This is a genomic window from Rhizorhapis sp. SPR117 (genome assembly GCF_021742065.1).
On record NZ_JAKKIE010000005.1, the window covers coordinates 1 to 26009 of the forward strand.

The 26009-nt window shown below is 60.6% G+C and carries 23 protein-coding genes; 21 read left to right on the forward strand and 2 right to left on the reverse strand.

All coding sequences use genetic code 11. The features are described 5' to 3' along the window. Positions 1-206 precede the first annotated feature (206 nt). The 6 genes from L3X40_RS03200 (at position 207) to L3X40_RS03225 (ending at position 5470) form a co-directional block, all read left to right on the forward strand. Positions 207-1418: a methionine adenosyltransferase gene (locus L3X40_RS03200; RefSeq protein ID WP_237364349.1), complete on the forward strand. Its 1212-nt coding sequence runs from the start codon at positions 207-209 to the stop codon at positions 1416-1418. A gap of 108 nt (positions 1419-1526) precedes the next feature. Beyond that, complete coding sequence (locus tag L3X40_RS03205; protein WP_237364350.1) at positions 1527-2207, forward strand: Spy/CpxP family protein refolding chaperone; 681 nt, start codon at positions 1527-1529, stop codon at positions 2205-2207. Positions 2208-2209: 2 nt separating this feature from the next. Then, positions 2210-2545 carry a YHS domain-containing protein gene (locus L3X40_RS03210; RefSeq protein WP_237364351.1) on the forward strand — a complete coding sequence of 112 codons (336 nt, stop codon included), beginning with the start codon at positions 2210-2212 and terminating at the stop codon, positions 2543-2545. A 1-nt stretch (position 2546) separates the two neighbouring features. Further along, positions 2547-2837: a DUF5676 family membrane protein gene (locus L3X40_RS03215; RefSeq protein ID WP_237364352.1), complete on the forward strand. Its 291-nt coding sequence runs from the start codon at positions 2547-2549 to the stop codon at positions 2835-2837. 74 nt (positions 2838-2911) lie between these two features. Next, positions 2912-4810 (forward strand): ATP-dependent zinc metalloprotease FtsH, encoded by a 1899-nt coding sequence (gene ftsH, locus L3X40_RS03220; protein WP_237364353.1) that lies wholly within the window; start codon positions 2912-2914, stop codon positions 4808-4810. Positions 4811-5017: 207 nt separating this feature from the next. Beyond that, a complete protein-coding gene (locus L3X40_RS03225; RefSeq protein WP_237364354.1) occupies positions 5018-5470 on the forward strand; it encodes a DUF2267 domain-containing protein in 453 nt (150 codons plus the stop codon). A gap of 301 nt (positions 5471-5771) precedes the next feature. Here the strand turns inward: L3X40_RS03225 and ftsH (L3X40_RS03230) are convergent, their stop codons facing one another. Further along, on the reverse strand, positions 5772-7736 hold the full coding sequence (gene ftsH, locus L3X40_RS03230) for an ATP-dependent zinc metalloprotease FtsH (protein ID WP_272907916.1): 1965 nt from the start codon (positions 7734-7736) through the stop codon (positions 5772-5774). A 512-nt stretch (positions 7737-8248) separates the two neighbouring features. On the opposite strand from ftsH (L3X40_RS03230), the gene L3X40_RS03235 reads away from it, so the two are divergent. Next, positions 8249-9511: an MgtC/SapB family protein gene (locus L3X40_RS03235; protein ID WP_237364355.1), complete on the forward strand. Its 1263-nt coding sequence runs from the start codon at positions 8249-8251 to the stop codon at positions 9509-9511. 319 nt (positions 9512-9830) lie between these two features. Here the strand turns inward: L3X40_RS03235 and L3X40_RS03240 are convergent, their stop codons facing one another. Next, entirely contained in the window at positions 9831-11228 is a 1398-nt protein-coding gene (locus L3X40_RS03240; RefSeq protein ID WP_237364356.1) for a Fic family protein, read from the reverse strand. 450 nt (positions 11229-11678) lie between these two features. On the opposite strand from L3X40_RS03240, the gene pgm reads away from it, so the two are divergent. The 14 genes from pgm (at position 11679) to L3X40_RS03310 (ending at position 26009) form a co-directional block, all read left to right on the forward strand. Continuing rightward, positions 11679-13340, forward strand: coding sequence for a phosphoglucomutase (alpha-D-glucose-1,6-bisphosphate-dependent) (gene pgm / locus L3X40_RS03245; protein WP_237364357.1), 1662 nt, complete (start codon positions 11679-11681; stop codon positions 13338-13340). A gap of 295 nt (positions 13341-13635) precedes the next feature. Further along, positions 13636-13806 (forward strand): hypothetical protein, encoded by a 171-nt coding sequence (locus L3X40_RS03250; RefSeq protein WP_237364358.1) that lies wholly within the window; start codon positions 13636-13638, stop codon positions 13804-13806. Positions 13807-13948: 142 nt separating this feature from the next. After that, positions 13949-16372: a heavy metal translocating P-type ATPase gene (locus L3X40_RS03255; protein WP_237364359.1), complete on the forward strand. Its 2424-nt coding sequence runs from the start codon at positions 13949-13951 to the stop codon at positions 16370-16372. 90 nt (positions 16373-16462) lie between these two features. Continuing rightward, positions 16463-18217, forward strand: coding sequence for a DUF3141 domain-containing protein (locus L3X40_RS03260; protein WP_237364360.1), 1755 nt, complete (start codon positions 16463-16465; stop codon positions 18215-18217). Further along, the gene (locus L3X40_RS03265; RefSeq protein ID WP_237364361.1) at positions 18210-19451 is read left to right on the forward strand and encodes an acetate/propionate family kinase; all 1242 of its coding nucleotides are present in this window, start codon (positions 18210-18212) and stop codon (positions 19449-19451) included. Before L3X40_RS03260 ends, L3X40_RS03265 begins: the two co-directional genes overlap by 8 nt. 3 nt (positions 19452-19454) lie before the next feature. Further along, complete coding sequence (locus L3X40_RS03270) at positions 19455-20459, forward strand: bifunctional enoyl-CoA hydratase/phosphate acetyltransferase (protein ID WP_237364362.1); 1005 nt, start codon at positions 19455-19457, stop codon at positions 20457-20459. Positions 20460-20584: 125 nt separating this feature from the next. Next, positions 20585-21727: an NAD(P)/FAD-dependent oxidoreductase gene (locus L3X40_RS03275; RefSeq protein ID WP_237364363.1), complete on the forward strand. Its 1143-nt coding sequence runs from the start codon at positions 20585-20587 to the stop codon at positions 21725-21727. Next, the gene (gene fabI, locus L3X40_RS03280; protein ID WP_237364364.1) at positions 21724-22566 is read left to right on the forward strand and encodes an enoyl-ACP reductase FabI; all 843 of its coding nucleotides are present in this window, start codon (positions 21724-21726) and stop codon (positions 22564-22566) included. Before L3X40_RS03275 ends, fabI begins: the two co-directional genes overlap by 4 nt. 6 nt (positions 22567-22572) lie before the next feature. Next, entirely contained in the window at positions 22573-23988 is a 1416-nt protein-coding gene (atpD, locus tag L3X40_RS03285; RefSeq protein WP_237364365.1) for a F0F1 ATP synthase subunit beta, read from the forward strand. After that, the gene (locus L3X40_RS03290; RefSeq protein WP_237364366.1) at positions 23985-24374 is read left to right on the forward strand and encodes a F0F1 ATP synthase subunit epsilon; all 390 of its coding nucleotides are present in this window, start codon (positions 23985-23987) and stop codon (positions 24372-24374) included. The genes atpD and L3X40_RS03290 overlap by 4 nt, the downstream gene beginning before the upstream one ends. Continuing rightward, positions 24367-24705, forward strand: a complete 339-nt coding sequence (locus L3X40_RS03295) for an AtpZ/AtpI family protein (protein ID WP_237364367.1) — start codon at positions 24367-24369, stop codon at positions 24703-24705. The genes L3X40_RS03290 and L3X40_RS03295 overlap by 8 nt, the downstream gene beginning before the upstream one ends. Further along, the gene (locus L3X40_RS03300; protein WP_237364368.1) at positions 24698-25012 is read left to right on the forward strand and encodes an ATP synthase subunit I; all 315 of its coding nucleotides are present in this window, start codon (positions 24698-24700) and stop codon (positions 25010-25012) included. Before L3X40_RS03295 ends, L3X40_RS03300 begins: the two co-directional genes overlap by 8 nt. Further along, a complete protein-coding gene (locus tag L3X40_RS03305) occupies positions 25002-25703 on the forward strand; it encodes a F0F1 ATP synthase subunit A (RefSeq protein ID WP_237364369.1) in 702 nt (233 codons plus the stop codon). The genes L3X40_RS03300 and L3X40_RS03305 overlap by 11 nt, the downstream gene beginning before the upstream one ends. 24 nt (positions 25704-25727) lie before the next feature. After that, a complete protein-coding gene (locus tag L3X40_RS03310; RefSeq protein WP_237364370.1) occupies positions 25728-26009 on the forward strand; it encodes a F0F1 ATP synthase subunit C in 282 nt (93 codons plus the stop codon).

Genomic DNA, 26009 nt, shown 5'->3' on the forward strand with positions numbered 1-26009 from the left:
ATCGCTTCAATCCGGCGAACCGCCAGATTTATCGCACGAGCTTGAATCCAATGAATATTAATTTTGAGTCGGACTCTCAGCAATGCTGAGACGCCGTTTGCGCGGATATGTAGAGGACACGCTGCGTCAGGCTGGGTTCAAGCCCGTAGGGAGCGGTATCTGGTGCGCAACTTTCAAGGCCACGTAATTCGCATCGAGGTGACATCATGCAGATCGATCTCACGCCATTGACCGAACCCAGCGGTGATTCGCTCGCAATTGAGATCGTCGAGCGCAAAGGCCTCGGTCACCCCGACACGATCTGCGACCATCTGACCGAAGCGCTGAGCGAGGAGTTGTCCCGCCTCTATCTCGCGGAGGTCGGCCGGATCATGCACTATAACGTCGACAAGGCCCTGCTTTGGGGCGGCTGTTCGACACCGGCATTTGGCGGTGGCCGGGTAACGCAGCCGATGGAAATATATCTGGCAGGGCGCGCCGTCAGCCAGTGTGGCGGCAAAACCATTCCCCTTGACGATACCGTTCGCGCGGTCGTGGAAAAGTGGTTCGAGCAATGCATTCCGGCGGTGGAGCCGCGTTCGCACTTGCGTACGCATTGCCTCGTCCGCCCCGGATCCGCCGACTTGGACGTGCTGTTCGAGCGCAATGCGGCCGGCGCACCGGCTCTCGCCAATGATACCTCGATCGGCGTGGGCTTCGCGCCTCTCAGCCGGCTGGAAGCGACGGCGCTTGCCGCTGAGCATGAGCTTGGGCGCATGGCTGCGGGCGCGCATCCCGAAATCGGTCGCGACATCAAAATCATGGCATTGCGGCAAGAGGAGCGGGTTCGAATAACCGTCGCTTGTGCGTTCGTTGATCGCCATATTGGCGATCTGCAGGCCTACATTGAGGCAAAGGAGTTGGTTTCCGACGCTGTCAGCCGGATTGCTGCCAGGCACGGGATGCGGGCGATGGTCTCTGTCAATACCGCCGACGATCCGGACACCGGGGGCCTTTACCTGACCGTGCTCGGTACATCGGCTGAAAGCGGTGACGATGGTCAGGCCGGCCGGGGCAATCGCGTAAATGGTCTTATCACGCCCTTTCGCCCGATGACGATGGAATCCGTTTCGGGCAAGAATGCGGTGTCGCACGTCGGGAAGCTCTACAATATCGCCGCTGGCCTGATCGCAGACCGCGTAGCCAGACTGGACGGGGTAGATGAAGCCCATTGCCTGCTCGTCAGCGCCATCGGCCGGCCAATGACCGAGCCTCAGACAGCATCCGTCCGCCTCCGTGTCGCAAAGGGCGGCAATCCCGAAGACTATCGCATCGCCATCTCTGCAATCGTCGGTGATGAGTTGGCCCGCTTGTCGACAGCCACAATCGATCTTGCATCAGGGCGGCTTCGGACAGGTGACTGGCCGCTGCGCCGGTAGGACTGATGCGGCAATAGGCCCTTTTTCGTGGAGGGCGATGCCCAGCTGTAATCCATGGGGATTCGGAACGTCTAACGCTCGAAGCCTATCAATTGACAGGAGACCGTGATGAGCATCAGCATGAAACGAGTGAGCGCTTGGGCATTGGGACTGGCGATTGCGAGTGGTTCGCCGCATGTGGCGCAGGCTCAGGATGCGCACGCGGGACATCATCCAGTCGAGGCGCCGGCTACCACCCCCTCCCCAGCACCTGCCGGCAAGCCCGATGGTCCTATGGGCGGCGCCCCCGCTATGGGAGGGCAACATCCTATGATGGGCGGCCGCGACATGCCGATGCAAGGCATGATGGGTGGCCAGACCATGCCGATGTGCGGAATGATGGGCGGCGGCATGAAGATGTCCGATCGCATCAACGAGCGCATTACGACCATGCGCAGCGAGCTTGGAATCACGCCGGCACAATCGCGAGTCTGGGATGCCTACGCGAGTGCCCTTCGCGCCATTGCGACGAATATGGACAGAATGCATGACGAGATGATGTCCATGCCTCAGGGCGCGGCACACCTCTCACCGCTTGAGCGGCTTGACCGTCACGACCGCATGCTCACACAGGCGCAGAACTCCCTCCGGACGCTGAGGCCGGCATTAGCCGGACTTTATGCCAGCCTGTCCGACGCACAGAAGCAGAAGGCCGATGGGTTGCTCGTCCCCGGCTGCGATATGGGACGTGGAATGCCGATGGGTGATATGAAGCCTAGCATGCCAATGGACGGCATGAAGAAGCAATAGCCATGTCAACGGTGCTCTACCTGCTGTTTTGGGCAGCGCTGTTCTTCGTGTTCATGCGGTTCGGTTGCGGCGCCCATATCATGGGCCACGGGCGTCATGGCCAACATCGCCGCCGTAACGAGACCGAAGACAGGTTTAACGAGCCAGCAATGGCGGTTGACCCTGTGTGCGGAATGACGGTCGCCACGCCAGGCGCCAAGAGTACCGTCCATCGAGGCATGGTCTATTATTTCTGCTCCGTGACATGCCGGGACAAGTTCGAGGCCGATCCGCAGGCCTATCTGGGCAAGCCGGGCGCAGTAGAGCGCGACGGCATGCCTCACCGGCATGGAGCGTGATATGGCGAAAACTGACATTCATCTGCATGGCCCGCGCTATCCCCTGATTCCCGTGGTAACGTTCGGCCTCAGCCTGAGCCTGTTCCTGGTGATTTCCTATGTCCTGTGCGTGATCGGATATCTTCTGTTCCCAAGCTTGGCGATCAACCATTCATCGCTAGCGCTCTTCCTTCCGGGCTTCGAGTTGCTCAGTTGGAGGACTTTCTTCCTTGGTCTTGGCGAAAGCTTCGCCTGGGGCTGGTATGTCGCGCTGATCTTCGGGCCGCTCTACAACTTCTTCGCGTGGCGATAGGGGGTGGGAAGTGCCGCAGGGCTGGGAGCCAGGGGAGATCTGACATGGCCATGAATGACGAAAAGAAGAAGCGGTTGAACAAGTTCGACATCGCCTACTTCATCGCAATCATCTTCGTCGTGCTGATCATTCAAGATTTCTGGGCGGGCCAGGGACATGTAAAAACGATCCCCTTCAGCGAATTTCGCGCGCTCGTCGAGAAGAACGCCGTCACCGATGTCGTCATAGGGCCGACGACGATCACCGGGGCATACAAGGGCGCCGGTGATAAGGGCTCCGGTGACAAGGCTGCCGCCAATGGTGCGAGCAAGCCCCAGGAGCAGCACTTTACCACGATACGCGTCGATCCGGGAATTGCAGACGAGCTCCAGAAACGCGGCATCGTCTATCGCGGCGAGACGCCGCCTGGGTTTCTCTCAAGTCTACTGTCGTGGATCCTGCCAACGGCGCTGTTCGTGCTGGCGTGGATGTTCCTGCTGCGACCGATGGCGTCGGGCGGACAAGGCGGCTTGATGGGCATCGGGCGCAGCCGCGCGAAGGTTTACTCCGAAGAAAATGTCAAAGCGACGTTCGCCGACGTGGCCGGCGTCGATGAAGCCAAGCAGGAACTTTCCGAGGTCATCGGCTTCCTGCGCGATCCTGAGACATATGGGCGGCTCGGCGCGCGCATTCCCAAGGGCGTGCTGCTCGTGGGACCGCCAGGCACCGGCAAGACCCTGCTCGCGCGCGCCGTCGCCGGCGAGGCGCATGTGCCCTTCTTCTCGATCACGGGCTCGGAATTCGTCGAAATGTTCGTTGGCGTCGGCGCGGCGCGGGTCCGCGACATGTTCGCACAGGCGCGGCAGCAGGCACCGGCGATCCTCTTCATCGACGAACTCGACTCACTCGGCCGCGCGCGCGGCATCGACTTGCCCGGGGCCGGGCATGACGAGAAAGAGCAAACACTCAATCAGTTGCTCGCGGAGATGGACGGATTCGACCCGAGCGCGGGCATCATCGTGCTTGCCGCGACCAACCGGCCGGAGATTCTCGACCCAGCGCTGCTGCGTGCGGGCCGCTTCGATCGCCAGGTTCTGGTCGACCGTCCCGATCGCAAGGGGAGGATCGAAATCCTCAACGTACATCTGCACAAAATCCGCACCGCGCCGGACCTTGATGTCGAAGCCGTGGCGGGCCTGACTCCCGGGTTCACCGGCGCCGACCTCGCCAATCTCGTGAACGAGGCAGCGGTTTTTGCTACCCGCCGTGGTGCCGAGGCGACGACGCTGGAGGATTTCACGCAGGCATTCGAACGCGTCGTTGCCGGCATCGAGAAGAAAAGCCGGGTGCTGAGCCCGCATGAGCGCGAAACCGTGGCCCACCACGAAATGGGCCACGCGCTGGTGGCGATGAGCTTGCCGGGAACGGATCCCGTGCAGAAAGTCTCGATCATTCCGCGCGGTATCGCCGCGCTCGGCTACACTCTACAACGTCCGATCGAGGATAGGTTCCTTGCAAACCGGAGCGAACTGATGAACCGCATGGCCGCCCTGCTTGGGGGCAGAGCGGCGGAGGACCTCATCTATTCCGATGTGTCGACGGGCGCCGCCGATGACCTGCAGCGCGCAACCGATATCGCGCGAAGCATGGTGGTCAGGTTTGGCATGGCGCCTGAACTCGGCCAGGTTGCCTATGAGCCCGAAACAGGCAGTTTCCTGGTCGGCCAGACCCCCGTCTGGCGTCCCAAGGCCTATGGCGATGGCACTGCGGAAGCGATCGACGAAGCCGTCAGAAAGCTGATCGATCAGGCGTTCGCCATCGCACGCGAAATCCTCGAGTGCAATCAGGCGCTGCTGGAAGGGAGCGCGAAAGTTCTGCTCGCGCATGAGACACTCGGACCTGCGGATCTCGAGCATCTGAAGAAGGACCTCAAGTCGGCCTCTATGGCAGGTCGGCAGACGCAGCCGGCGCTCAATGCCGTGTCGGTGAGTTGATCTTGCCCGATGCGCAAGGAGGGGCGCCGGGTGGCGGCCTCGACCGAACAGAGCGACGCCGGCTGCTTGGCATAAGGGCTTTTGCAGATAAAATTGATCCCGCAATCTACGCGAGTTTCAGCTCGGTCGACGCGAACTCGCGAACCCAGTTCGAGGGGCGAAAGCCCCTTCTTGCCCGCGAACTGCTCTTTTTGAAGGAGTGAAGAAATGACAACAGGATCACGGCATTTTGACCATGCGGTTCAGCAGGGTCACCTCTGGCTAGGAGATCTGGAAGCAGAACTTGGCGACGTGGATCAGGAACACACTTATGCTTTACTACGTGCCGTCCTTCACGTTCTACGCGACCGCTTGCCGCCTGCCGAAGCCGTTCAATTCGGCGGGCAGCTGCCTAACCTTATCCGCGGGATCTATTATGAGGGATGGCACTTTCAGTCTCATCCAACGCGTCTCCACTCGATGATAGAGTTTGTGGAGGCGGTAATGGCCGCCATCGCACCGACGAAGCTGCGTCACCCGAGGCGTGCTGTCGAGGCGGCACTGACAGTCATCGGTCGCCATGTCTCGCGCGGCGAGATCAAAGACGTACAAAGCTGCCTGCCCGAAGACATACGCGCGAACTGGTCCCCAGCTCCCGCCTCTGGGCGGACCACGGACTGAATTCACCACACAATTTCACGTTCGCGTGCCCAATGTTCCACGCATCGACTGGCGTGAACCTGACGTCGGCACCAGAGGATCCCGAAACCAAGGCACCATTCAAGGGGATCAACAGATATGACAGCGGCGTCAGCTGGTATTGATGGCGGTCGTTGCCGGCGGAAACGAAGATCTACGAGGACTGTGCGAGATCGGACGGCGAGTTGAAGGAATCCTTGGCGAGCCATTTGAGCGGTATCGAAACCACTGGCCCCAACATCGGCACCGAACCCACTGCACCGAAGATCTCTTGGGGGTCGGCTTAGCCTTTGGCGGATTCGAGCAAGCCGTCAGGGACTGTGTTTTGGGCGGTTTCAAGGATCCTGACGCGCTCGAACCTGCCTCCGGCTGCCGGAATTGCCAGGAGCGCGCGGATTTCCTCGCCGGACAGAGTCTCATGCTCCATCAGAGCTTCTGCCAGGCGCTGAAGCTCGACCCTACGTTCGGTGAGCAGTTTGCGCGCCCTCGATTCCCCCTCTTCGATGATGCGCCGGATCTCCTCATCGATGATACTCGCAGTGGTTTCCGAAACATTGAGCCGAGCGCTGCCGCCGCGGCCGAGGAAGGTGTCGTGGTCGCCGTCGCTGTAACGCAGCGGACCGAGCCGGTCGCTGAAACCGAACTCGGTGACCATGCGCCGCGCAAGGATGGTGGCCTGGCGGATGTCGTCACTGGCGCCGGTGGTGATCCTGTCCTTGCCGAAGGCCAATTCCTCGGCGACGCGCCCGCCGAACATCATGGCGATCTTCGCCTCCAATTCAATGCGAGCAAGGCCGTAGCGGTCGCGCTCCGGTAGCGACATCGTAACGCCAAGGGCGCGGCCACGGGGAATGATCGTCACCTTGTAGAGCGGGTCATGGCCGGGGACATGCAGCGCAACCAAGGCGTGACCTGCTTCGTGATAGGCGGTCGTGAGCATTTCATCGGCAGTCATCGCCAGGGAGCGACGCTCGGCGCCAAGCAGGACCTTGTCCCGCGCCGCCTCCAGCTCGGCCCTCGAGACGCGTTCGGCGCCGGATCGGGCCGCGAGCAGCGCGGCTTCGTTGACCAAGTTGGCGAGGTCCGCTCCGGAAAAGCCCGGGGTCGCCCGCGCCATGATACGCGGGTCCACATCCGGCGCCAGAGGAACATGCCGCAAGTGGACACGCAGAATTTTTTCGCGGCCGCCGACGTCGGGGGCGGGTACCACCACCTGACGATCAAAGCGGCCGGGCCGAAGCAATGCCGGGTCCAGAACGTCCGGGCGGTTTGTGGCAGCGACGATGATAACGCCCTGATCACCGTCGAAGCCGTCCATTTCGACCAGCAGCTGGTTGAGCGTCTGATCGCGCTCGTCGTTGCCGCCGCCCATGCCCGCGCTCCGATGACGCCCGACAGCATCGATCTCGTCGATAAAAACGACGCAAGGCGCACTCTTTTTCGCCTGGGCGAACAGATCGCGCACACGGCGCGCTCCAACCCCAACGAACATTTCTACGAACGCAGACCCGGACATCGAGAAAAAGGGCACGCCCGCCTCTCCAGCCATCGCCCGAGCGAGCAGGGTCTTTCCGGTTCCGGGCGGCCCTGTAAGCAGACAACCTTTGGGAATCTTTCCGCCGAGCCGCTGGAACTTCTCCGGCCGCTTCAGAAATTCAACGATTTCGCTTAGCTCGAACTCTGCTTCATCGATGCCGGCGACGTCCTTGAAGGTCACGGGCGGTGCATCGGCGTCGACCTGTTTCGCTTGGGCTTGTCCGATGCCGAACACGCCGCCTCCGCTCTTGGCCTGGCGCTTCTGGGACCAGATCACATAGCCCGCGATTGCCACAAGCAAGAGCACCGGCAGCAACAAAAGGCTGAGCCAGCCAGTGGAGATCGGCTCGACGTCGCTCCGGGCAGCGGTTATTCTTACGCGATGATCGAGCAACCGCGGGATGAGGCCTGCATCCTGCGGGACGGTCGTTTGGAAACGCTTTCCATCAGCCAATACACCCTTGACCATGCTGTCGGAGATCACGACCTCGCGAACGTCGTTCCTGTCGATGCGATCGATGAAGTCCGAATAGGCAATCTCAAGATCGGGCGCGACCTTTGCTGCGGGGATATTGGCAGCAGGGTTGCTCACCAGGGCTGTGCTCCAACCGGCATCTGCGACGGCTTGCGATCGCGCCGCGGGGACATAGGCAAGGGTTGAAATGAGCAGGGCGAAGACGATGCCAACTCCTGAAACAGCCAATCTCGGCATAACGTCTGCTCCCATTCGGGCCAAGCGAGCACGCTTCACCAACATATCAATGACGCGACGGCGGCACCCGGCTTACACTTCTTGAGTGTACGTGAAATTCCGTAGATTGATGGAATTTGCCTGGATGGCTTGCGGTTCGACATTGCTTCCTCCATTGAGCCGCCGCGCACAGCCGGAGCAGCTGCACCGCGCGGTGGCCATTTCCCTGACGAATTGACCTTCAGCGAGACGCCAAGGCCAAGAACGATCAAGGGCACTTCAACAGCCTTGGAATGTCGACTTACCCGTTGGCGATCCGGAGGGGGTTCACGCCAACGCTCCAAGAAACAAAGCTTCGCCCCCTCAAGCCTGTCGAGCGGCGACCCGACTCAGGCGCCGCTTACGAAGGGGAATGTGGTCGAACCTTTTGTAAGGCCGCCGCTGCGCATACGTCCTGCAAGTCAGATTGCCTCTTGTCTGACCGGCGGGGGCTGATCGCTTGATTGCGATGTCGCAGCGACAAGGTCCAGGATATGCCCATCGATAGCCAGTTTGAACGCCTTGCCATCGCGCTTGCGATTGGCTTGCTCTTCGGTCTCGAACGTGGCTGGACCCTTCGCGAAGTACCTGAAGGAAAGCGCGCGGCAGGTCTCAGAACCTATGGCCTTTCGGGCTTGCTCGGAGGTATCAGTGCTCTTGTCGCGTCAACCGCTGGAGCGATTTTTCTCAGTTTTGCATTCCTGACGTTCGGACTGATCACTGCCGCGTTCCAATATCTTGAAGCGCGGACCGAACAAGGCTTCAGTGTCACCGGCACTGTTGCCGGACTTTTGGCATTCCTGCTCGGGGCCTATGCAATTCTGGGCGAGATGTCGGTAGCAATTGCATCGGCAGCGGCGGCGACGGCCATGCTCGCATTCAAACAGCCCCTCCATGCGTGGCTGAAAATGCTGACTTGGCCGGAGATCCGTGCATTCGTCATCCTCGTCGTAATGACCGCTCTTGTTGCGCCCATCTTGCCTGACAAGCCGATCGATCCATGGAACGCGATCAATCCGACCGAGATATGGCGTTTCACCATCCTCCTCGCCGCCGTTTCGTTTCTTGGCTATTTCGCGATCCGAATCTTCGGCGAGCGGGCCGGCCTGATCGTATCCGCGCTCGCCGGCGGACTGGCATCGTCAACCGCTGCCGCTCTGACCTTCGCGAAGATGGCAAGGACCCATCCGGACGCCTGCTGGCTCCTTTCCGGGGCTACGCTGATGAGCTGTGCCGTCATGATGGCACGGGTGATCGTCGTCGTCGGCATCGCCAATCCGGCGCTGCTCGGCCTGCTCATGCTGCCGCTGGCCATATCGGGCTCCGCAGTTTTCATCCTGGGCGCCATTCTTATTTTGCGAGCCGGCAAGCGCAATGTGGAGCGACCGCAAATCGCAATGACAAGCCCGCTGGAGCTGGGGACCGCCTTGAAGCTCGCCGGGCTTATCGCCGGGGTCATGCTTATCTCGAAACTTGCAGCGCAGTTCTCCGGTCCCGCCGGCATTTTCGGGCTGTCGGCGATTTCCGGATTGGCCGATGTGGATGCGATCAGCTTGTCCTTGTCCCGACTGTCCAAAGGCGCGCTCGATCCGCAAATTGCCGCAATCGGCATCGGTCTGGCGGTCACAGCGAATACGTTGACCAAGTCCTTTTTGGCTGCACTGACCGGTTCGCCGAAGCATGGGCTCATCGTGGGAGGGGGAAGCGCAGTGGCGCTGATCGCAGCTGGGGTAGCCCTCTTTCTGGCGATTGGCTGACGTCTGTCATAGATGCTGATGGTCGACAGCGCCGCCGCAGGCGCTTCGAGCTGGTTTCTATCGAAAGAGGCTTGTTTAGCACGTTGATTTGGTTGATAGTTTTCAACGATATCCGGCATTTATCATCGCTCAATATCGCTGTCAATCGCTGCTCATCGCTCCCCAATGTGCCGTATTGACGCGACCAGCCTTCTGCGGACCACGTTTCATATGGTCACGACCACGCTTCGCAGATTTGGACTGTTTAGCCTTGGATATTATGCACCACCGAATTGCGGCGCAAGGCATCGTGAGTTAGCCAGCCATTTGCTAGAGGTTTTCATCTATTCCAGGCCTCCCGCCACGCTGCAAACTCGCTCGGCCTGACCTGATACCGTGCAAAATTGCCTTCATGGAGGCTCAGGAGTTCGTTTTCGGCGGTCTCACGGAATTGCTCGCGCTCGGCCTCGTCGATCTTTTCGTGCGTCCAGCCCTTCAAGTGCGCAGTGGCTCGCTTCTTGTCCATGCGACCTCCGATCACCGCACGGATTACTTCGCGCAGTGCCTCGCGGTGTCGCAACCGGAAGGGATCAGGCTCACCGAGTGATTGCTGGACGGCAGCATAACGATCGGCGGATCGTTCATAGGCCCAGATGAAAACGTCCTTCAGCAATTCGACTTTGTTCAGTTCGTAAATTCCGAGCACAGCGTTGGTGTAAGCCTTGCGCGGCACCCCTTCGAATGAGAGCGGCGCGAGATTGCTTTTGATCAGGGGCATGTTTGCAGACAGACGCGACACCCGCTTGTTCACGTCATCGAAGGGCTGCAAGTAGGGAATCTGCACCATCACGAAAAAGGCCTGCTCGAACGGATCGGTGATCGCGGAGGCCGTGGCGAGAATCTGGTCAAAGCACTCTTCGATCTGCTGGGGAACCTCCAGTGGATGAAAGACCGAGCGCTCGATCCCGACGCCGATATGGCGAAGGCTGCCCGCCGCCTGCGGGTCTGCCAGCAGGTTGTTGGCAAGCAGGGCGTGAAGGTTGAGGACCGTATAGCGGTTGAAGCCGATTTCATCGACCTCGCCGATCAGAAACTCGATCGCATCCTTGTGATTGAGGATCATCTGCGCTTCGAGTCGCTGTTTCCCTTCCGCCTCTTCGCCAAAATCAATCAGGCGCTTGGTATCAAGCAGCGAATAGGTATTGCCCTCAAGACGGCTTGAGTTCCAGGACAAGTCAATCAACAACCTGTTCAGGATTTGCCTGGCGTATGTACCGGCAGGCTGCTCCGCGATTTTCGGGGTGCCGACTTCTCGTAAATGCGTCCGTTCGGCCGCCGAGAGATAGAAGCTCTCATTGGGGCGGTACGAATCCAGAAAGGCGCGATTATAACCGACAGGCTTGCGGGCCTCGACGGCCTTGCGGACATAGGCGCGGATGCCTTCACCTTCTTTGGAAAGAGGCAAGAGCGCTTCGCCTTCGGCTTGGGCTTCTGCCCTGGCCGTCGCCTCGCCCGCAGCTTCTACAATTTGCGGCACAAAATAGCGTGCCGCGCGGCCTTCGCCTTCCATGATCAGGCGGCCGTCATCGACGAGGGATTTGAGACGATATTGCAATGTGCGGCGCGGCGGCGCATTCTTCAGTGCATCGGCGATCTGCTGCACCATTGCCCCTTCGGAATGAAGGGCAACGGCCAGTTCGATTGCCTGCAAATCTTCTTCTTGAATGCGCCGTACCACGATCGTCCTCTTAATTGCGCGCAAAACCTTATACGCAACTAAGCCGCATATACGCGCAACTTACAAGCCGTAAGCGCAAAAATGTGTTGCGCGTAAGCCGCCTAATTTGCGTGCAAAGCGCTGCGCGCAAGATCCAGGCTCAGACAGCGGATAGTAACGTCACCTCCACTGCGCCCTACTGGTCATGCTTGCGCAACAGGGTACCTTGCCCCCGTTGTCAGAGCCCGGCGCGTTGCAGAAGTTCCACTTAACCGCTCTGACACGCGGGCATTCTCGCTGTAACGGTTCGCTGTAAGAACTTGCGCGGAGCCACGTCCTTGAGAATGTCAATCCCCGTGATCCCGAAGACCCGCACATGCAGATAAAACCAGGACTCGCCAACCGGACAGCCATCGCCTACTTGCTGAATCACGATCCGGGCGAAGCATCGATTTCGGCGGATGATGGCGCATGACGGAGGCGCATCCCGACGCGGGGAAGCGGTTGGATCCATCGAAGCTCGTCGATGTCGAGGGGTTGATCCGCGCTTATCATGACCGGGTCCCTGATCCGGGCAACGCCGACCAGCGTGTGACGTTCGGCACTTCCGGACACCGCGGCTCGGCGCTCGAACGCAGGTTCAACGAGGCGCATATACTGGCGATTGCCCAGGCCGTCTGCCTGCACCGTGCAAGGACCGGCATAGACGGCCCCTTGTTCCTGGGGATCGACACGCACGCTTTGTCGGGGCCGGCGGCAAGGACCGCGATAGAGGTATTCGCGGCGAATGAGGTGACCGTCGTGGCCGATGCGCGCGAGGGCTTTACGCCGACGCCTGTCATCTCTCATGCGATTCTGTCTTACAATCGCGGGCGTACGAGCGGCCTTGCCGATGGCGTCGTCATCACTCCTTCACACAACCCGCCTGAGGATGGCGGCTTCAAGTACAATCCGCCGCATGGCGGGCCCTCGGAGCCGGAAGTGACGGGCAGTATCGAGGGCATCGCCAACGCGCTACTCGACGCCAAGCTGGGCGGCGTGCGACGTATGTCTTTTGACCGGGCATATCGTTCATCCGCGTTGTCGCGGCGGGATTTCCGCTCGGCTTATGTTGACGACCTCGCCAACGTCCTCGACTTCGAGGCGATCAGCGCCTCGGGCCTGCGAATTGGCATCGACCCCCTCGGCGGCAGCGCCGTCGATTACTGGCCTGCCATCATAGACCGCTATCGGCTCGACGCTTGCCTGGTCAGCGACACCGTCGATCCCCGCTTCGGTTTCATGCCTGCCGATCGGGATGGCCGCATCCGAATGGATTGCTCATCGCCCTATGCGATGGCGCAGTTGCTCGACCTCAAGGACCGCTTCGACATATCGGTGGGCAACGACCCGGATGCCGATCGGCACGGCATCGTCACCGCCTCGCAGGGGCTCATGCTTCCGAACGACTATCTCGCTGCCTGTGTCGCCTATCTGTTCACGAACCGGCCGCTGTGGCCGCGCGAAAGCGGCATCGGAAAGACGATGGTAACGAGCGCGCTCATCGATCGGCTGGCGGCGCAGCTCGATCGCCCCCTCGTCGAGACGCCGGTCGGCTTCAGATGGTTCGTCGATGCCCTACTCGAAGGCAAGCTCGGCTTTGCCGGGGAGGAAAGCGCCGGAGCGACCCTGCTGCGCAAGGATGGCTCGGTGTGGACAACCGACAAGGATGGGATCGCGCTCGGCCTGCTCGCCGCGGAGATCATGGCAAAGACGGGTCGCGATCCCACAGCGCTCTACGCTGAGGTGACCGCCGCGCTTGGAAAACCCTTCTACCGGCGCACCGACGCTCCGGCGACAAGACGCGAGAAAGAGCAGCTCAGGCGGCTGACGCCGCGCAGTTTCGAGGCCGGACAATTGGCTGGCGAAACCGTGATCGCTGTCGAGAGCGCCGCTCCATCCGGCGGTGCTCCGCTGGGCGGCATCCGTGTACGAGCCGCCAGCGGTTGGTTCGCGGCGAGGCCCTCTGGTACCGAGGATATCTATAAGATCTACGCGGAAAGCTTCCGCGGCCTCGACCATCTCGATCAGATCGAACGCGAAGCGAAGGCGATGATCGGTGCCGCGCTTGCAGAAGCGGTGGTTCGTCGCTGACGAAGTCGAAGAAAGAGGAGGACCGCGTGACAGACGGCGCCGCATTCGCCAGCAGCAACGACGATCGCTGATCCAGGCCACCTCCAGCGGCTATCGGTGCGCCGTGAGGGGACCCTATCGGTAGCGCTATACGAAGCAGGGGTAAGATTTTTCTGTATCCCCCCGAGCTAGCCCGTGCCCGCGAGGGCTGGTGCAACAGGATTCCCATATACTGGATCCTGACTGTAAGTTTCGTTCCATCGGCACGTCTTGAATCATATCCCCGTCGGGAAGGGATCTGCGAATGGAGGTTATCATGTCGAGCCGTGTCAAAAAGAATGAGGCGCCTGCCAAGCAACCGGAGTCGGCGGGCTGCTGCTGCGGCAATAAGCAGACCTCAAGTCCCTCGGAAATCAGCGCACAAGAACTGGGCGTCACGAAAGATGCGGCGGTGAAGCACAACCAAGGGTGCAAATCGACCGGCTGATTCTGTAGGCTGGACAGTGCGACGCCGCCCTTTGCGCGCCGTACCATTCTGTTCGAGGGGTCGCACGCCCCCCTTGGCCCCTCGAACACCTGTGGCCTTGCTGAAATCAGCTGGCGAGCCACCACAACAACGGAGCCTTGCCTTGCCAACCGTCACACTTGAAGCCCGCGGGCTGTTCCAATGCCTTGATCATCTCGGGGTCGAAAAGCAGCTTTCAAAACGCGCTGGGGTGCTCAGCGCTGAAGCCAATCCCGCTTCCGAGAGCGTCACGGTCGTCTTTGACGAGACGCTGACAAATGTCGGCGAGTTGCGCGGCGTCATCAATGACTGCGGCTTTCACTGCGGCGGCCGTCTCGTCCCCAGGCATGTCTGCGCCCACGATGCCATGGTGACCCCGGATGGCGACAGCCAAATCCGCCCAGCGGTCGCGTCCGGCCACGTCCACCATCACCAACCGGGCGCTGTCGTCGCTGCTCCCGAGGAGGGTCCGCATGCCGCGCCGATGCACGACGCCATGGCTCATGAAATGGGTCACGGGGAGGGGATGGACATGGGGGCGATGGCGCGCGACATGCGCAACCGGTTCTTCATCAGCCTGATCTTTAGTCTGCCGATCTTCGGACTGTCGCCGATGGGGATGGATCGCCCGTTGCTGACGCCGCCCTTCGGCCTCGACCTCAACTTCACCTTGTTCCTGCTGGCGAGCGCGGCGATCCTCTACCCCGTCTGGCCCTTTGTGGTCGCAGCGATCCGTGCGCTGCGCAATGGCATTCTCAATATGGCGGTGCTCGTATTGCTGAGCGTCGGCACCGGCTATCTCTTCAGCGTCGGCACAACCTTCCTTTTCGAGGGCCAGCAATTCTACGAAGCCTCGGCGGTCCTGCTCGTTTTCATTCTGCTCGGCCACTGGCTCGAAATGCGGGCACGGGCCGGAGCTTCACAAGCCATCCGCGCATTGATGGACCTTGCGCCACCGATGGCGACGGTGCTGCGCGAGGGCAAGGAGATCGAAGTGCCCACAGCCGAGGTGCTCCTCGGAGATGTCGTCCTGATCCGGCCGGGAAATAAGATACCGGTCGATGGCGAGATCCTCGAGGGTAAGTCGGACGTTGACGAATCGATGCTGACGGGCGAGTCGATGCCGGTCTCGAAAGCGCCGGGCGACGCGGTTATCGGCGCCACGATCAATCGCAGCGGCAGCTTCCGCTACCGAGCGACAAAAGTCGGGGCGGACACCGCCCTCGCCCAGATCGTCAAGCTCGTCCAGGAAGCGCAAAACTCCAAGGCGCCTGCGCAGCTGCTCGCCGACCGTGCGTCGCAATGGCTGGTGCTCGCCGCGATCATAATCGGTCTTGCAACGTTTGCCAGCTGGTACTGGGCGCTGGGTTCCACCTTGCTGTTCGCGCTGACGTTGACGATCACTGTGTTCGTGATCGCCTGTCCAGATGCGCTCGGTCTCGCCACCCCGATGGCGGTGATGGTCGGCACCGGTCTTGGCGCGATGAACGGCATCTTGTTCAAGAATGCCGGCGCGCTCGAGGATGCGACCAAGCTCGATGTGATCATCTTCGACAAGACCGGAACGCTCACCATGGGTCAGCCCAAGGTCGTCGATGTGGTGGCGGCTGCGGAGTATACGCAGGACGAAGTTCTCCGCATGGCGGGGGCGGTTGAACGCAACTCGGAGCATCCGCTTGCCATCGCGATCCTGGAGCGCGCATCGGGCATCACTTTGCCGGAAGCCCGCAATTTCGCCAACCGCGAAGGCAAGGGCGCGGGGGCCGAGGTCGAAGGCGCTTCCGTTGTGGTCGGGAACCGTCAGGTAATGGAGGATGAAAATATTGCATTGGGCGCACTCGCCGAGCCCGCCGAACGATTGAAGGGCGCGGGGCGCACCGTCGTCCATGTCGCGCGCGGCGGCGAGATTCTGGGGCTGATCGCGATCGCTGATGCACCACGCCCGACCGCGAAGGCGACAGTCGCCGCGCTGCGCGAGCGCAAGGTCAAGGTCGCGATGCTCACCGGCGATAATGCCGGCACGGCCAAACGGATCGCTGCGGAACTCGGGATCGACATCGTGCTCGCCGATGTCCTGCCGGGTCAGAAAGCCGACAAGGTCAAGGAACTGCAGGCGCAAGGCCAGCGGGTCGGCATGGTCGGCGATGGCGTCAACGATGCGCCCGCGCTGACGCAGGCCGATGTCGGTTTCGCGATCGGCGCGGGTACCGACGTCGCCATGGAAAGCGCGGACGTCGTCCTGATGAAGAGTGATCCCTTCGATATTGTCGGAGCGATCACGTTGTCGCGCGCCACGTTGCGCAAGATGCACCAGAATCTCTGGTGGGCGGTTGGCTACAACATCATCGCCTTCCCGCTTGCCGCAGGCGTGCTCTATCCCGTGCTGCTGAGCCCGGAAATCGCGGCGCTCGCCATGTCGGGCAGTTCGGCGCTCGTTGCCATCAATGCACTGATGCTCAAGCGGACCAGGCTGACCGGTGTCGGCAGCAGCAGGATGCCGACTGGAAAGGCAGCACAGGACGCGGCAGTTCCGGCGACCGCGATGTAGTATGAATTTTGACCCCTCTCCAACCAATTGCGAAACGGTGAAACAATGGCTTCTTCATTTTCTCAGACCAGCAGAAAATTGCCAGCTTCGGTGACACCGTTACGGCAATCAAAAAACCGTCTGCCCCGATCGCCAAGCGAAGCTACAAAACATTTTCCATCCGACCCGCGGCCCAGTCCGGATTTCCCTACACTCGACGAGCTCGTCGATTATCAGCGGGATTTCATAGAGCGGACGATCCTGTTCTGGGATACGCTGCGTCAGCGGGCAGACAATATGCTCGAACATGAGCGCGCCGGCCTGCCGCCGCTCCTCGATTTCCAATATGAAACGCTGCTCGACGCGCGCCATTTCGAGCAACCGGCCAATTACGCTCTTCTTCGGATCACGCAAATTGACGGGGATTGCTGGGAGGATTGTGTCGATCCTGATAAACCGCCGGTCATCGTCGTCGACCCGCGCGCAGGACACGGCCCCGGCATCGGCGGGTTCAAGCGCGATTCCGAAGTCGGCATGGCCATGCGCGAAGGCCATCCGGTTTATTTCGTGATCTTCTTTCCCGAGCCCGCGCCCGCGCAAACCCTCGCAGACGTGCTCCATGCGCTGCGACGTTTCGTCGAAGAAGTCGCGCGGCGACACCCGGACAAACCGCCGATTACCTATGGCAACTGCCAGGCCGGGTGGGCAGTGACATTATTGTCCGCCGATTGTGAGGGCTTGGTTGGTCCTGCGGTTTTGAACGGTTCGCCTCTGTCATACTGGGCCGGCGAATCCGGCATCAACCCGATGCGTCTGGCGGGCGGCCTCCTTGGGGGCGCATGGCTGACGCACTTCATCTCGGATCTGGGCAACGGCCGCTTCGATGGGGCGTGGCTTGCCGAGAATTTCGAGAATCTGAAACCGGAAAAGGCGATCTGGGAAAAATATGCCCATCTGTTCGCCAATGTCGACAGTGAGCGCGAGCGCTTTCTCGAATTTGAACGTTGGTGGAACGGCTTCTACTTTCTCAGCCGCGAAGAAATGCTTGCGATCGTCGAAAATCTGTTCATCGGCAACGCGCTCGAGCAGGGGCGGTTACGCATCTGCGAAGGCGCCTTTGCCGATTTGCGCCGAATCCGCAATCCGCTCATCATCTTCGCTTCCTATGGGGACAATATCACGCCGCCGCATCAGGCGCTTGGCTGGATTCCTGCCGTCTATCGCAACACCGAGGATCTCAAGCAGGCCGGGCAGCGCATCGTCTATCTGACAAATCCTCATGTCGGCCATCTGGGTATTTTTGTTTCAGCGAGCGTCGCGCGTCTCGAGCACCGCGCGATCCTCGAAAGCCTGGAGGAGATTGAAGCTCTGGCGCCCGGACTCTACGAAATGAAGATCGACAATCCCTCCGGCGATCCAGATTGTCACAAGCCTGATTTCAGGGTCCGTTTCGAACCGCGCGACGTCGAGGATCTCAAGAGGGACTATCCGCATGAAGCATTCGAACGCGTCAGACAGATATCCGAGCAGAACGAAGCACTGTACAAGACCTTTGTGAGCCCATGGGTGCAGGCACTGGCCAACCCCTGGACCGCCGAGGCGCTCAAATGGCTCCATCCGATGCGCACGAGCCGCTATTTCCTTTCCGAGGCTTTCAATCCCTGGATGCGCGGTGCCGCAATGTTCGCGGGCGCGATCTCGCAAAAGCGCAAGCCGCTCTCACCCGACCAGCCGTTGGTCCAGCGGGAAAAGGAGGTAATAGGCGCGATCACCCAAGCGCTCGAAAACGCGCGGCAAGCCAGGGACAAGACCTCCGAGCAGATCTTTGGCTGGCTTTACGGCTTTGCTGGCAGCAATCATGCCTAGCAACGCTCACCTCACGCAGCCCCAGCTGCGATCAGCTGCGGGCGATGCCATTCTGGTCATCAACAGCGGCTCGTCGAGCGTGAAGTTCGCGATATTCTCAATCGATGATCCGCCAGCGCGCCTTTGGTCAGGGGCCATCGACCGGATCGGCCTAGCGAATGGCCGTTTTCACGCCGTTGACGCAGCAGGCACGATGGCGTTCGATGAAGCGGTGGAGATCGCTGATCACGACATGGCGCTACGTTTGCTTTTGGAAGCAGTCGATCAGCACACCACAGGCAGGGGTTTGGTGGCCGTAGGGCACCGCATCGTCCATGGCGGCGCGGAATGTGATTGCGCCACATTTGTAACGGAGACGCTGGAGGCGCGGTTGCGCCAGCTCGCGCCGCTTGCCCCGCTGCATCAACCGCATAATCTGGCCGGAATCGCCGCAGTCCGAAGCGCCCGGCCGGCCCTGCCCCAAGTCGCCTGCTTCGATACCGCCTTTCATCATGGCATGCCGCACCTCGCGACGCTGACGGGCTTGCCGCGTGAGTTCCGTGACCAGGGCATCCGCCGTTACGGCTTTCATGGCCTCTCCTACGAATATGTCGTCGATAGGCTCCGCAGCGAGGATGTTGACGTCGATGCAGAGCGGATCATCGTCGCGCATCTCGGCAATGGTGCCTCCATGTGTGCGCTGAAAGGCGGCAGAAGCATCGAGACGACAATGGGCTTCAGTACATTGGGCGGTCTGCCCATGGGGACGCGCTGCGGCGACCTTGACCCGGGCATCATCCTATACTTGCTGGCACAGGCGGACTTGTCCGTCGATCGGATCCAGCATCTCCTTTACGAGGAATCGGGACTGCTGGGATTGTCCGGATTCAGCCGCAATATGCAGGATTTGCTGGCACGGCCTGAAGATCAGGCCGCTGCCGAGGCCGTGGCGTACTTCTGCTACCAGGCGCGCTCACACCTGGCGGCGCTTACCGCCGTCCTGAGCGGTCTCGATCGCCTGATATTCACCGGCGGGATCGGCGTCAACGCGCCCATGGTTCGCGCCAATATTTGTGCAGACCTCGCATATCTGGGCATCGCCCTGGCCCCCGAACGCAACGCGCAGGGCGCACGCGTTATCTCATCAGGTGCCGGTCGTGTCGTTATTGAAGCATTCCCGACCGATGAAGAACAAATGATCGCGCGGCACGTGCGCCGATTACTGGCCACGCTGCCCGCGATGCAGGTGGCGTGAACCATGAGCACCCCTCCCCCACGTCTGCAACGCCTCATCGAGCAGGCAGCTGCACTTGAACCTATACGGGTCGCTATAGCCGACGCCGCGCAATCGGAAGTACTCGAGACCCTGCGCGAAGCGCATGGGCTGGGCTTCGTCGAGCCGCGTCTCATTGGCGATCCGGATGCGATCGCCGCGCTCTGTCGCGATATCGGGTGGACGGCAGCAGCCGATTGGGTGGTCCCTGCCGGTTCGGGCATTGCGGCAGCGGCAAAGGCGGTGGAACTCGCCCGCGAGGGCAAGGCCGATGCGGTGATGAAGGGTCATATCCACACCGACACCCTGATGCACGCCTTGCTCGACAAGGAGTTGGGTCTGCGTGTGCCCGGCGAGCGCGTCAGCCATGTCTTCCTGGTCGATGTCGCAACCCGCTCAAGACTCCTGGGGATTACCGACGCAGCGATCAACATCGCGCCCGACCTCAGCGCCAAAGCCCAGATTCTGCAAAATGCTATCGATCTGTTCCAGCTCCTTGGGGTCGAGACGCCGAAGGCCGCCGTTCTCTCGGCGATCGAGACGGTCAATCCCGAAATCGTCTCGACACTCGATGCGGCGTGTCTGACGCTCATGGCGCAGCGCGGACAAATCACTGGCGCTCTGGTCGACGGTCCGCTCGCCTTTGACAATGCCGTCTCGAGCCAGGCAGCTGCGGACAAAGGAATTGTTTCAGCCGTGGCCGGTGACGCAGACATCCTGCTCGTGCCGGATCTTGTCTCAGGAAACATCCTCGCGAAAAACCTTGAATATCTGGCGGGAGCCACTGCAGCCGGGATCGCGCTCGGATTGGCGGTGCCCGTCGCATTGAGTTCACGCGCGGATCCGGTGCCGGCGAGGCTGGCCTCGCTCGCCGTGGCAGCGCTGATGCACCACCGCAGACCACGAACTCCGTTGGCGCCGCACCCGCCCGAGGCAAGTCTTCACTGCGCGCCGCAGCCCGAGCGTGCCTGCTGTCCGCTTGCGAGATGATCATGTCCCACGGCCCACTATCGCTCCTGCGAACCGGAACCGGAACCAACCCATCGGCGCGGGAGTCCCCTATCCACGCAACACACGTACGCCCAGCGCTCGCCCGGGCAGATGTAGGCGAGCACGTGACGGTTATCGGCGCGGGTCCGGCGGGCCTCGTTTGCGCGATAGCTCTGGCCCGCGCCGGACGTCGCGTCCTCGTGCGCGAGTGGCATCGCAATGTCGGTATGCGGTTTCATGGCGACTTCCAGGGCCTTGAGAATTGGAGCGGCGAACAGGATGTGATGGATGACCTGTGCGCTGCCGGCATCGAGCCGACATTTGACTATCATGGTGTGACCCGGGGCACGGTCTATGATTCCCGAGGCGGTCATTATCAGGTGCAGAGTGCGCAGCCTCTATTCTATCTTGTTCGACGGGGAAGCGACGAGGGTTGCCTTGATCATGCGCTGCTGGGCCAGGCTATTGCGGCCGGGGTGAACGTCAGGTTCGAGGACCGGGCGAGCGACGTCGAAGGAGATGCTGTCCTCGCGATCGGACCGAGACGCGCTGACATCATCGCCGTCGGATATGTCTTTGCGACCGATATGGCAGACGGGAGCTGGCTCGTCCTTGATGAGCGTCTCGCGCCGCGCGGTTACGCTTATCTGCTGATCCACGACGGCCGCGGTACGGTCGCGAGCTGTCTGTTGAAGGGATTCAAGCAACAGGCGGCCTATCTGACGCGAACCGTTGCCTTTTTTCGTGATCGTCTGGGACTGGCAATGAACGCCGCCAAGCCGTTTGGCGGCTTCGGCAATTTCCGGATTCCAAGCTCAGCAGTTCAGGGCGGTCATCCGGTAATCGGCGAGCAGGCAGGCTCTCAGGACGCACTGGCGGGTTTCGGCATGCGCTACGCCTTACGATCGGGTCTGCTCGCGGCACGCAGCATCCTTGAGGGCAGGAGCTATGCCAGCCTGTGGCATCATGAGCTTCGACCGCTTCTTCGCGCCGGCATGGTCAACCGCTTAATCTTCGATCTCATCGGCGAGCGGGGTTTGCCGGCTGTGGAGAAGCGGCTGTCGCATGGCGACGCGCGTCATGCACTCCGGCGCATTTACAGACCCTCGATAGTGAGCCGCCTCCTCTTTCCGATAGCGAAACTCCGCAGCCTCGGGGCATCGCGCGATCCGAGCTGCGATCACATCGATTGCGATTGCGTGTGGTGCCAACACCAGGCCGAACACAATCCCCCTATCGCTGACCTGAACAGAACGGACGGACGATGACGCAATTTCCTCCGATGACCGCTTCGAACGAGGTTCTCGATCTGACCGGTCGGAAGGGGCTGGTCGTCGGCATCGCCAATGAACATAGCCTGGCCTGGTCCGCGGCAGAACATTTCCGAAATGCCGGGGCCGACCTTGCCGTCACCTACCTGAACGACAAGGCCAGGCCTTTCGTCGAACCGCTTGCCCAAAGACTGGCAGCGCCAATCCTCCTGCCGTGCGACATATTACGTCCGGGGCAGATCGAAACAATATTCGAGACGATCAAAAATCAATGGGGCCGCCTTGATTTTGTCTTTCATTCGATCGCCTGGGCAAGAAAGGAAGATCTGCATGGTCGGCTGACGGATTGCTCGGCTGATGGCTTCGTTGAAGCCATGCTGGTATCTTGTCATTCACTCATTACGATGGCGAAGCTCGCCGAACCGCTTATGACCAATGGTGGCAGTATTATGACCATGACTTATGTCGGTGCCGAAAAAGTGATCGACCATTACAACGTAATGGGTCCGGTCAAGGCAGCGCTAGAATCATCGGTGCGCTACCTCGCGCATGAACTGGGCACCAGGAACATTCGCGTGAACGCCATATCAGCTGGCGCCATCAAGACCCGTGCCGCATCCGGCATTGCGCATTTCGACGAAATTCTGAACGGAGCCGTGCATATGGCTCCGCTGTACAGAACGGTGGACTCCTGCGAAGTCGGCCGCACCGCGCTGCTCCTTGCGAGCGACTTCACGACAGCGATTACCGGAGAAGTTCTCCATGTCGATGCGGGATTCCACATCGAGGGCATGGCGTCTCCTCCCAAATGGTTCGACCCGAGTGGATCGGCGTGAGCACTTATGGACACTGAAACCAGTTCTTCAAATCTTGGCGTGGTCGTTTCAGTGCGCGGCAGTGTCGTTGACATCCGTTTCGATGGGCGTTTGCCGCAGATATATTCGGTTCTGCGCGCTGGATCCGACAAACAGATCGTCGTCGAGGTCCTGGCGCAGCAGGATGCACGTCATGTACGTGGCATTGCGCTGACGCCTACACAGGGGCTCGCTCGCGGAATGGTGGTCGAGGACACGGGCGGACCATTGAAAGCACCGGTGGGCAAAGCCGTGCTCTCGCGAATGTTTGATGTATTTGGCAATGCCATAGATCGCGAAGCGGCAGTGTCCGATGTCCAGTGGCGTTCGGTGCATAACGCTCCACCATCGCTGATGCGTCGTTCCACGAAATCCGAAGTATTTGAGACGGGTATCAAGGTCATCGATGTCCTCGCCCCGCTCGAGCGCGGCGGCAAGGCAGGCCTTTTTGGCGGAGCGGGCGTCGGCAAGACGGTGCTGCTGACCGAAATGATCCACAATATGGTCGGTCAGAATGCCGGCGTAAGCATTTTCTGCGGCATTGGTGAGCGCTGTCGTGAGGGTGAGGAACTTTACGACGCGATGAAGCAAGCCGGTGTACTTGCCAATATGGTGATGATCTTCGGCCAGATGAACGAGCCGCCCGGCGCCCGGTTTCGCGTCGGGCATGCAGCACTGACGATGGCCGAATATTTCCGTGACGACGAGCACCGCGATGTGTTGCTGCTGGTGGATAATATCTTTCGCTTCATCCAGGCAGGCATGGAGGTGTCCGGCCTGATGGGCCAGATGCCGTCGCGGCTGGGCTATCAGCCCACCATGGGCACCGAACTGTCGGGGCTGCAAGAGCGTATCGCCAATACCGATACCGGCGCCATCACCTCGATACAGGCGGTCTATGTGCCGGCCGACGATTTCACCGATCCGGCGGCCGTGCACACTTTCTCGCATCTTTCCGCGTCGATCGTGCTCTCGCGCAAGCGGGCCAGCGAAGGTCTGTTCCCGGCCGTCGACCCCCTGCAATCCAGTTCCAAGATGGCCACACCAGGCGTGGTCGGCGAACGGCATTACCGCCTGGCGCGGGAAGTCCGGCGCACGCTGGCACAATATGATGAGCTCAAGGACATTATCGCCATGCTCGGCCTGGAGCAGCTTTCGCCGGAGGACCGCAACGTCGTAGCCCGAGCCCGCCGGCTGGAGCGGTTTCTCACGCAGCCCTTTTTCACGACCGAACAATTCACAGGACTCAAGGCTAAGCTTGTCAGCCTCGAGGACGCGCTGAACGGCTGCGAGCGCATCTTGCACGACGAATTCAAGGATTATCCCGAAAGCGCTCTCTACATGATCGGGCCGATCGACGAGGCGAGGACAAAATCGCAGCCAGAGCATGCCGCTCGGTCATGAAACTCAAAGTCCTCCTGCCCTTCGAGATCTTCACCGAGAAAACCGGCGTGTCGCGTATCGTCGCCGAGACGCATGATGGCTCGTTTGGTATTCTGCCTCGCCGACTTGATTGCGTGGCGGCGCTGGCACCCGGAATATTGACCTATGAGTCTCCATCGGAGGGTGAAGTATTTCTCGCGGTGGACGAAGGAGTACTCGTCAAGGCTGGTCCGGACGTGCTCGTATCGGTGCGCCGCGCGCTCGGCGGAACCGACCTTGGTTGGTTGCGCGAAGCAGTCGAGCAGGAGTTTCTGAGCCTCGACCAGCAGGAGCAAAGCCTGCGCTCGATGCTGGCAAAAATAGAAAGTGACCTCATCCACCGCGTGGCGAGCATTCGGAATGACTGAGCCGTCCCAAAAGAGGCGCGCGACGCCGAAGCGATCGCTCAGCCAGGAGGTCGGCTCGAAAGCGGCGCGAAAGCTCAAGGCGCGGCGCAATTCGGGGCAAGGTGTCTGGTTCGGCTTGGGAATGATGGGGCTGATCGGCTGGTCGGTGGCGATTCCGACGCTGCTGGGCGCTGCGCTCGGGCTGTGGCTGGATCAACGATATCCGGGAAGGCATTCCTGGACCCTGGCGTTGCTGGTCGCCGGGCTTGTTATCGGCTGTTTCAACGCCTGGCATTGGGTAGCCAAAGAAGAAAAGGAAATGCGGGAAGAACAGGACGACGATCATGCATGAATTATTGGTTATGGCATCACCTTTGCTTGCCGGCCTCCTGCTCGGTACGTTGTTCTTTGGCGGCCTTTGGTGGACGGTCAACAGGGCAATTTTGTCTCAACACCCGGGACTTTGGTTTTCGGGCAGCATGCTGCTGCGGACCAGCATCACCATGGCGGGGTTCTATTTTGTCGGCCGCGAAGATTGGGCGCGGTGGCTGCTGTGTCTCCTCGGTTTCGTCCTGGCGCGACTTGTCGTGAAGGCGCTGTCCGGCTTGTCAAGACGCGCCCCGACCGGTTCGGTAGCGGAGATCCGCTATGCGCCTTAGCCCCGATGATATGATCTTCTGGCAATACGGGTTTCTCAAACTCAACGGCACGATTGTGTCCACATGGGGCCTGATGTTCGTGCTTGCCATCGGCTCGAAACTCATCACGCGGAAGCTCTCCACCGGTCCGCATCGATCCCGATGGCAGAATCTGCTGGAAATCATTGTCACGAGCATCGAAAAGCAAATCGAAGATGTCGGCCTCCGGCATCCGCAAAAATATATCGGCTTTCTGGGCACGCTCTTTCTGTTCGTGGCGTTGGCCAGTCTCTTCACCATCCTTCCCGGCTACGAACCGCCGACGGGGTCGCTCTCGACCACGGCGGCTCTCGCGCTCTGCGTGCTGGTGGTAGTGCCGTTTTCCGGAATCAAGGAGCAGGGGCTGGGTGGCTACCTCAAATCATATCTCGAACCGACAGTCATCATGCTGCCGTTTAACATCATCAGCGAACTGTCGCGCACATTGGCGCTGGCCGTTCGTCTGTTTGGTAACATGATGAGTGGGACGATGATACTCGCCATCCTGCTGACCGTCACGCCGTTTATCTTCCCGGTCGTCATGAGCGCACTTGGTCTGCTCACCGGCATGGTGCAGGCCTATATCTTCAGCATCCTGGCTACAGTCTACATCGCGGCCGCCACACGCGGCCGCACGGCCACACCCGAACCAACCGATGAACTTTCGGTATGAAGCACGATTACACATGGAGGCATTATGGATAGCATGACGCTCATTGCCATCGCTTCAATCGTCACCGCCGGGCTGACGATTGCGCTCGGGAGCATCGGGCCCGCGCTCGGTGAGGGCCGCGCCGTCTCGACAGCATTGAGCTCGCTCGCGCAGCAGCCCGATGCCGCAAGCACCATCACGCGCACCCTTTTCGTTGGCTTGGCGATGATCGAGTCGGTTGCGATCTACTGCTTCGTGATCTCGATGATCCTCATTTTCGCAAACCCGTTCTGGAATCACGTCATCGCGCAAACCGCGGGGAAGTGA